The 5,639-nt window shown below is 59.6% G+C and carries 6 protein-coding genes; 4 read left to right on the forward strand and 2 right to left on the reverse strand.

All coding sequences use genetic code 11. From position 1 onward, the window contains the following. Positions 1–466: 466 nt before the first annotated feature. The 4 genes from ACNA0J_RS05180 (at position 467) to ACNA0J_RS05195 (ending at position 3,943) form a co-directional block, all read left to right on the forward strand. Entirely contained in the window at positions 467–1,423 is a 957-nt protein-coding gene (locus ACNA0J_RS05180; protein ID WP_415817072.1) for a Bug family tripartite tricarboxylate transporter substrate binding protein, read from the forward strand. A 3-nt stretch (positions 1,424–1,426) separates the two neighbouring features. After that, on the forward strand, positions 1,427–2,098 hold the full coding sequence (locus tag ACNA0J_RS05185; RefSeq protein WP_415817074.1) for a 3-oxoacid CoA-transferase subunit A: 672 nt from the start codon (positions 1,427–1,429) through the stop codon (positions 2,096–2,098). Next, a complete protein-coding gene (locus ACNA0J_RS05190) occupies positions 2,095–2,814 on the forward strand; it encodes a 3-oxoacid CoA-transferase subunit B (protein WP_415817076.1) in 720 nt (239 codons plus the stop codon). The genes ACNA0J_RS05185 and ACNA0J_RS05190 overlap by 4 nt, the downstream gene beginning before the upstream one ends. A 115-nt stretch (positions 2,815–2,929) precedes the next feature. Further along, entirely contained in the window at positions 2,930–3,943 is a 1,014-nt protein-coding gene (locus ACNA0J_RS05195; protein WP_415817151.1) for a Bug family tripartite tricarboxylate transporter substrate binding protein, read from the forward strand. Between the two features lie 77 nt (positions 3,944–4,020). On the opposite strand, the gene ACNA0J_RS05200 is transcribed toward ACNA0J_RS05195, so the two are convergent. Both ACNA0J_RS05200 and ACNA0J_RS05205 read right to left on the reverse strand, forming a co-directional pair. Next, entirely contained in the window at positions 4,021–5,442 is a 1,422-nt protein-coding gene (locus ACNA0J_RS05200; RefSeq protein WP_415817153.1) for a dihydrolipoyl dehydrogenase, read from the reverse strand. After that, positions 5,442–5,639 (reverse strand): hypothetical protein (locus ACNA0J_RS05205; RefSeq protein WP_415817078.1); only part of this gene is annotated, 198 nt, incomplete at its 5' end. The genes ACNA0J_RS05205 and ACNA0J_RS05200, both read right to left, overlap by 1 nt.

Below are 5,639 nucleotides of genomic sequence, written 5' to 3' on the forward strand. Positions count from 1 at the left end.
GGCCCGTTGAGCGGCGGGCAGTCCCCGAAGGGGACCTCGGCGCCTGGTCTTGCGCCGAGCCGTTGCGATTAGGCCAGCATCGCCTTCGCACCCCGGCCGCCAGCTGCATTAGAGATTAACGACGGCTGTCAAAACAATCTCCAGATTGCCCACATCCAGTGCTAAAGCCGTGGTTCAACGATTCACCTGCTAAAAATCCTGACGCATGCCAGACAGCGTCCGCGGCATTTCCTCATTGTGAGTTCCAGCTGGNCGCCTAAAGAACGACAACCCCGCAACAGCAACAGCAGTATCCGCAAACACAATAGTCGAATCAAAGCACTTTGCTCCGCCGAACCCTAACTTCAGCAAAAGCAAATAGTCACCACAAGCTCCACCGGTAACACTCTATCCGTGCCGCACACATTGCGACCGAGATACCAATAACGTCGGAACATCAAGACATCCGGCGACCGTGGAGACTTTCATGATCAAGAACGTACGACGTCTTGCGATGGTGTGCGCGTTGGCTGGCGCCGCTCAGGCAAACGCGGCCTGGCCCGAACACCCCATCACCATCATCGTCCCAGCCGCCCCAGGCGGCACCACAGACATCGTGGCCCGACTCGTAGGCGAAAAACTCAGCACGGCGTTGAAACAGCAAGTCGTCATAGAAAACCGCGCCGGCGCCGGAGGGATCATTGGCGCACAGCTTGTAGCCCGAGCCAAGAATGACGGCTATACGTTTCTCATGGGCAATATCGGGCCCAACGCCATCAACTATTCCCTGTACAAAGCGCTCCCCTACAAACCCACCGACTTCACGCCCGTGACCCAGGTCATCATGGTGCCAAACATCCTGGTCGTGAACGCCAAATCGCCCTACAAGACTGCCGCAGACTTGATCGCTGCCGCAAAAAAAGAACCCCTCACTGTTGGGTCCTCCGGCACAGGCCAATCGCCTCACATGTCCGCCGAGATGTTCAAACAGCGCACCGGGATCGAGGCCACTCACGTCCCGTATAAAGGCGCCGGCCCCGCTGTCGCCGCATTGCTCGGATCCCAATTCACCTTCATGATCGACAACCTTCCGAGCTCGCTGGGCTCCATACAGGATGGAAAATTTCGGGCGCTGGCTGTGACCAGTGCAAAACGATCGCCCGTGCTGCCCGATGTTCCCACCATGGAAGAGGCCGGCGTGAAAGACATGGTCGTCACCGCTTGGTTCGGCCTATTCGCCCCTGCAGGCACCGATATGAATATCGTGAACCAACTGCAGCAAGCCACCAACAAGATCATCCACGACGGTCCCATCGCCGAACGTTTTCGTGCATTGGGTGGCGAGCCTGGGGGCGATACGCCCAAAGACTATGCGGCGTTCGTGGAGCGTGAACGTACGCAATGGAAAGACATTGTGCAGAAAGCGGGCCTGAAGCAGGAGTAGCCGGTGATCAACAAAATATGCCCTTCCCTGCGGGACGCCGTCTCCGCCATCCAAGACGGCGCTAGCATCATGATTGGTGGGTTTGGTGACGCCGGTGTCCCGATGCAATTGATGCAGGCCTTGTTGCAACGAGGCTCGCGGGACTTGACGATCATCAGCAACAACAGCGGCACATTCGATCGCGGCATTGCGGCGCTCATCCAGGCCCGGCAGGTGAGCAAGGTCATCTGTTCGCACCCCCGCCCGCCTAATTCCGAGGTCTTTGCCGCCGCGTATCGCGCAGGCCAAGTTGCACTCGAGGTCGTGCCGCAAGGCACGCTGGCCGAACGCATTCGCGCGGGCGGTGCTGGATTAGGACCATTTTTTACACCTACCGGCTATGGCACGCCACTGGCCGAGGGCAAGCAGACTTGCGTCATCGATGACATCGGCTATGTGCTGGAACAGCCGTTGCGCGCTGACTTTGCATTGGTGCGCGGCCATCTCGGTGATCGCTGGGGCAACTTGACCTATCGGTTTGCGGCGCGCAATTTCAATCCCGTCATGAGTTCAGCCGCACGGCACACCATCGCCCAGGTCGACGAGATCGTAGATCTAGGCACCATTGCACCTGAGCATGTCATGACCCCGGGCATTTTTGTAAAGACCGTGGTACTCGCCAAGGATCCTCAATGAGTCAAGCGCTATTGCCTCCACGCGAACAACGCTTATCCCGCCATCACATCGCTCAACTCGTGGCCGGTGACATCCCTGACGGCGCTATCGTCAATCTAGGCATTGGCATGCCCACGCTAGTGTCGAATTATCTCCCGCCCGATCGAGAAATCGTGCTGCACAGCGAGAATGGCATTCTGGGCATGGGCGCCGTTGTCGAGGGCGCGCAGGCCGATCCCGATCTGATCAACGCCAGCCGCGAGACGATCTCGCTCTTGCCGGGCGCATCCATCTCAGAACACACGGTTTCGTTTGCCATGATGCGCGGCGGCCATCTGGACTACACCGTGCTGGGCGGATTCCAGGTCGCGGCCAACGGGGATCTGGCCAATTGGATTACCGATGCACAGGACGCCATTCCCGCCGTGGGCGGTGCGATGGATCTGGCAGTAGGCGCGCGCAAGGTCTACATCACAATGGATCATTGCACACGCGAAGGCATGCCGAAGCTGTTGAACCGGTGCAGCTATCCGCTGACCGGCTTAAAGGTGGTGGATCGCGTCTACACCGACATGGCTGTGGTCGACATTACGCCCCAAGGAATGGTGCTCTACGCCATTCTGGACGGGATCAGCACCGCCACGCTGCAATCCTTCACACAAGCCACGCTGCACACGCCGATCCCGCCGCGCCTCATCGAACGCGTATCCGATGATCGCGTGCAATATCGAGCATGATCGACGCCTTGGATCGACGTTGCTCGAACGCGATTGGATAACGGACATCGCTGACCGTAACGAAAGCAAATCCGAGGACGACAGCCTCATCACACACCAGAAAGCAGGAGACGTCATGACGACCACAGCGACACTGAATCGACGTTGGGCACACCTGATTGGCGCTGCCGCATTGAGCTTGACGAGCGCTCTGAGTTACCTGCTAACACCCGACATCGCGAACGCGGCATCCGATTATCCCGACAAGCCGATTACGCTGCTGATCCCCTACCCGCCCGGCGGCAGCGCGGACATGCTGGCACGCCCGCTGGGCGCGGTGCTGCAGAAAGAACTGGGCCAACCCATTGTCATCGAGTACAAACCCGGTGCGGGTGGCTCCATTGCGACAGCCCAGCTCGCGCGCTCGGCGCCAGACGGCTATACCGTGCTGATGGTGCTGGCCGCGCACGCGATCAATCCCAGCCTGTATTCCTCATTGCCATATGACACGCGCAAGGATTTCGCGCCGGTATCCTGGGTGGCGAATCTGCCGCTGTTGGCGGTCGCGCCGACAGCAGCGCCGTACGACACCTTGCCCGACATGATTGCGTACGCGAAAGCGCATCCCGGCAAGATATCATTCGCGTCCGCCGGCAACGGCAATACCAGTCACCTGGCGGTCGAGTTGTTCAAACGCAAGGCCGGCATCGAGCTGCTGCATGTGCCATACAAAGGCAGCGGCCCGGCCGTGGTGGCCTTGATAGGCAACGAAGTGGGATTGATGTTCGACAGTATTTCCACATCATTACCCCAGGTCAAAGCCGGCAAACTCAAGGCATTGGCGGTGACGGGCAACACACGTGCAGCGGTATTGCCCCAAGTCCCCACTGTGCAGGAATCCGGCACGCCTGATTTTGTGGTCAATGGCTGGTACGGCATCATTGCTCCCGCAGGGGTGCCCAACGATGTCGTCGACAAACTCAGCAAAAGCATAGCCAACGCGGTAAAACAGCCCGCATTACAGCAGCAACTGGCCGGCTATGGCTACGAGGTCGTGGGGTCGACTCCCGCGGAGTTCGGTAAACACATCGATGCCGAACTCGATACGTGGCACCAGGTGATCACGGATGCCCAGGTGAAACTGCAATAGGCATTCGCGATCATCTCTGTGCAGGCCGAGCCTCATTGGCCGCACAGAGATTAAATCCGTCCGCCGAAGATCCGCTATCACGCAGCCGCGCGCAACGGCGTGGCATCGGCGCGTGCCAATTGCGCCGCCGCATCGCGCAACGCCGTACGCAAGCCTTCTTCCACCACCGGGTGATAGAACGGCATGTCGAGCATTTGCGCAATCGTCAGCTCTTGCTGCGCGGCCCATGCCAGCAAATGACCAATGTGTTCGGCCGAAGGCCCGATCATCTCTGCGCCCAGGAAACGTCCCGTGCCGATCTCTGCATAGACGTGCAACATGCCTTTGTTCTTCCGCATGACGCGCGAGCGGCCTTGGTCGCCGAAATCCACTTCGCCCGTGACGTATCCGTTCTGCGGTAAACGGCTGTACGGCGTTCCCACCAACGCGATTTGCGGGTCCGAAAAAACCACGCCTAACTGCGCCCGTCGCAAACCAGGCTGCACGTCGGGATACCGCGCGGCGTTCTGGCCCGCAATGCGCCCTTCGTCAGCAGCCTCGTGCAACAACGGCACGTCTGCATTCGCATCACCAGCGATAAAGATCTGCGAATTGCCAGACTGCAACGTATGCCGGTCGAATTCCGGCACACCGCGCGCATCGCGTACGAGGCTGGTGTTTTGCAGATCCAGTTGATCGACATTCGGGCGCCGGCCAGTTGCGACCAACGCATAATCGAATGTCTCGGTACGTTCGGTGTTATCCAACGCGATGTAGCGCACCTCCACCTGATCGCCGACACGCGTGGTCGACAGGACACGCGCATCCGGATCCAGATAGAACTCGTCCTGGAATGTGCGGCGCGCACGCTGGCGCACGGCGGGATCACTCAGTCCACCCAGACTGCCGCTCACGCCGAACACCCGCACGCGCACGCCCAGACGCGACAGCGCTTGCCCCAGCTCCAGTCCAATCACGCCAGGACCAAAGGCCGCCACACTGCTGGGCAAGTCGTCCCAATCAAACACGTCATCGTTCACTACGAGGCGATCACCCAACCCCTGGAACGGCGCAGGCACCACGGGACGCGAACCCGTCGCTATCACCACGCTAGCCGCCTGAATTTCGATTTGATCGTCGACGTGCAATACCGTGTCTGAAACGAACTTCGCGTACCCAGGGATTTTGTCCTCGGCAGGAATGTTTTCAACGCCTTCGAGCACGAATCCGACAAAGCGATCACGCTCGCGGCGGACACGCGCCATGACTTCGCGCCCATCAACGCGGATCGGCCCATCTACATGCACACCGAACGGCGCCGTATGGGCAGCATGATGAGCAGCCTCGGCTGCGGCGATCAAGAGTTTGGAAGGCATGCATCCGACACGCGCACATGTCGTCCCATAGGGACCGCCCTCGATCAATAGCGCCCGTTTGCCAGCCGCTCGCGCCGCACGATACGCCGCGAGCCCCGCGGTGCCAGCGCCAATCACCGCAACATCGGTATGCAGAATCTTCATCATTGTTCCCACTGAATCTTACGTTGCGCCCTAAGCAAGGCGAACGCGACTAAAAAACCCCACGTTGCGTCTTCAGCTTGCTTCAACAGCGTTGATGCAGCAAAGCGCATGACATCCGTAAATGGCAGCCATTGCGAGCAGGAGGTCGGCGTGTAAAAGCCCCGCCGGGCCGTTGAGCCGCGATTTAGCCCGCGAAG

The organism is Bordetella tumbae, from assembly GCF_965139195.1.
Lineage (GTDB): Bacteria > Pseudomonadota > Gammaproteobacteria > Burkholderiales > Burkholderiaceae_B > Bordetella_A > Bordetella_A tumbae.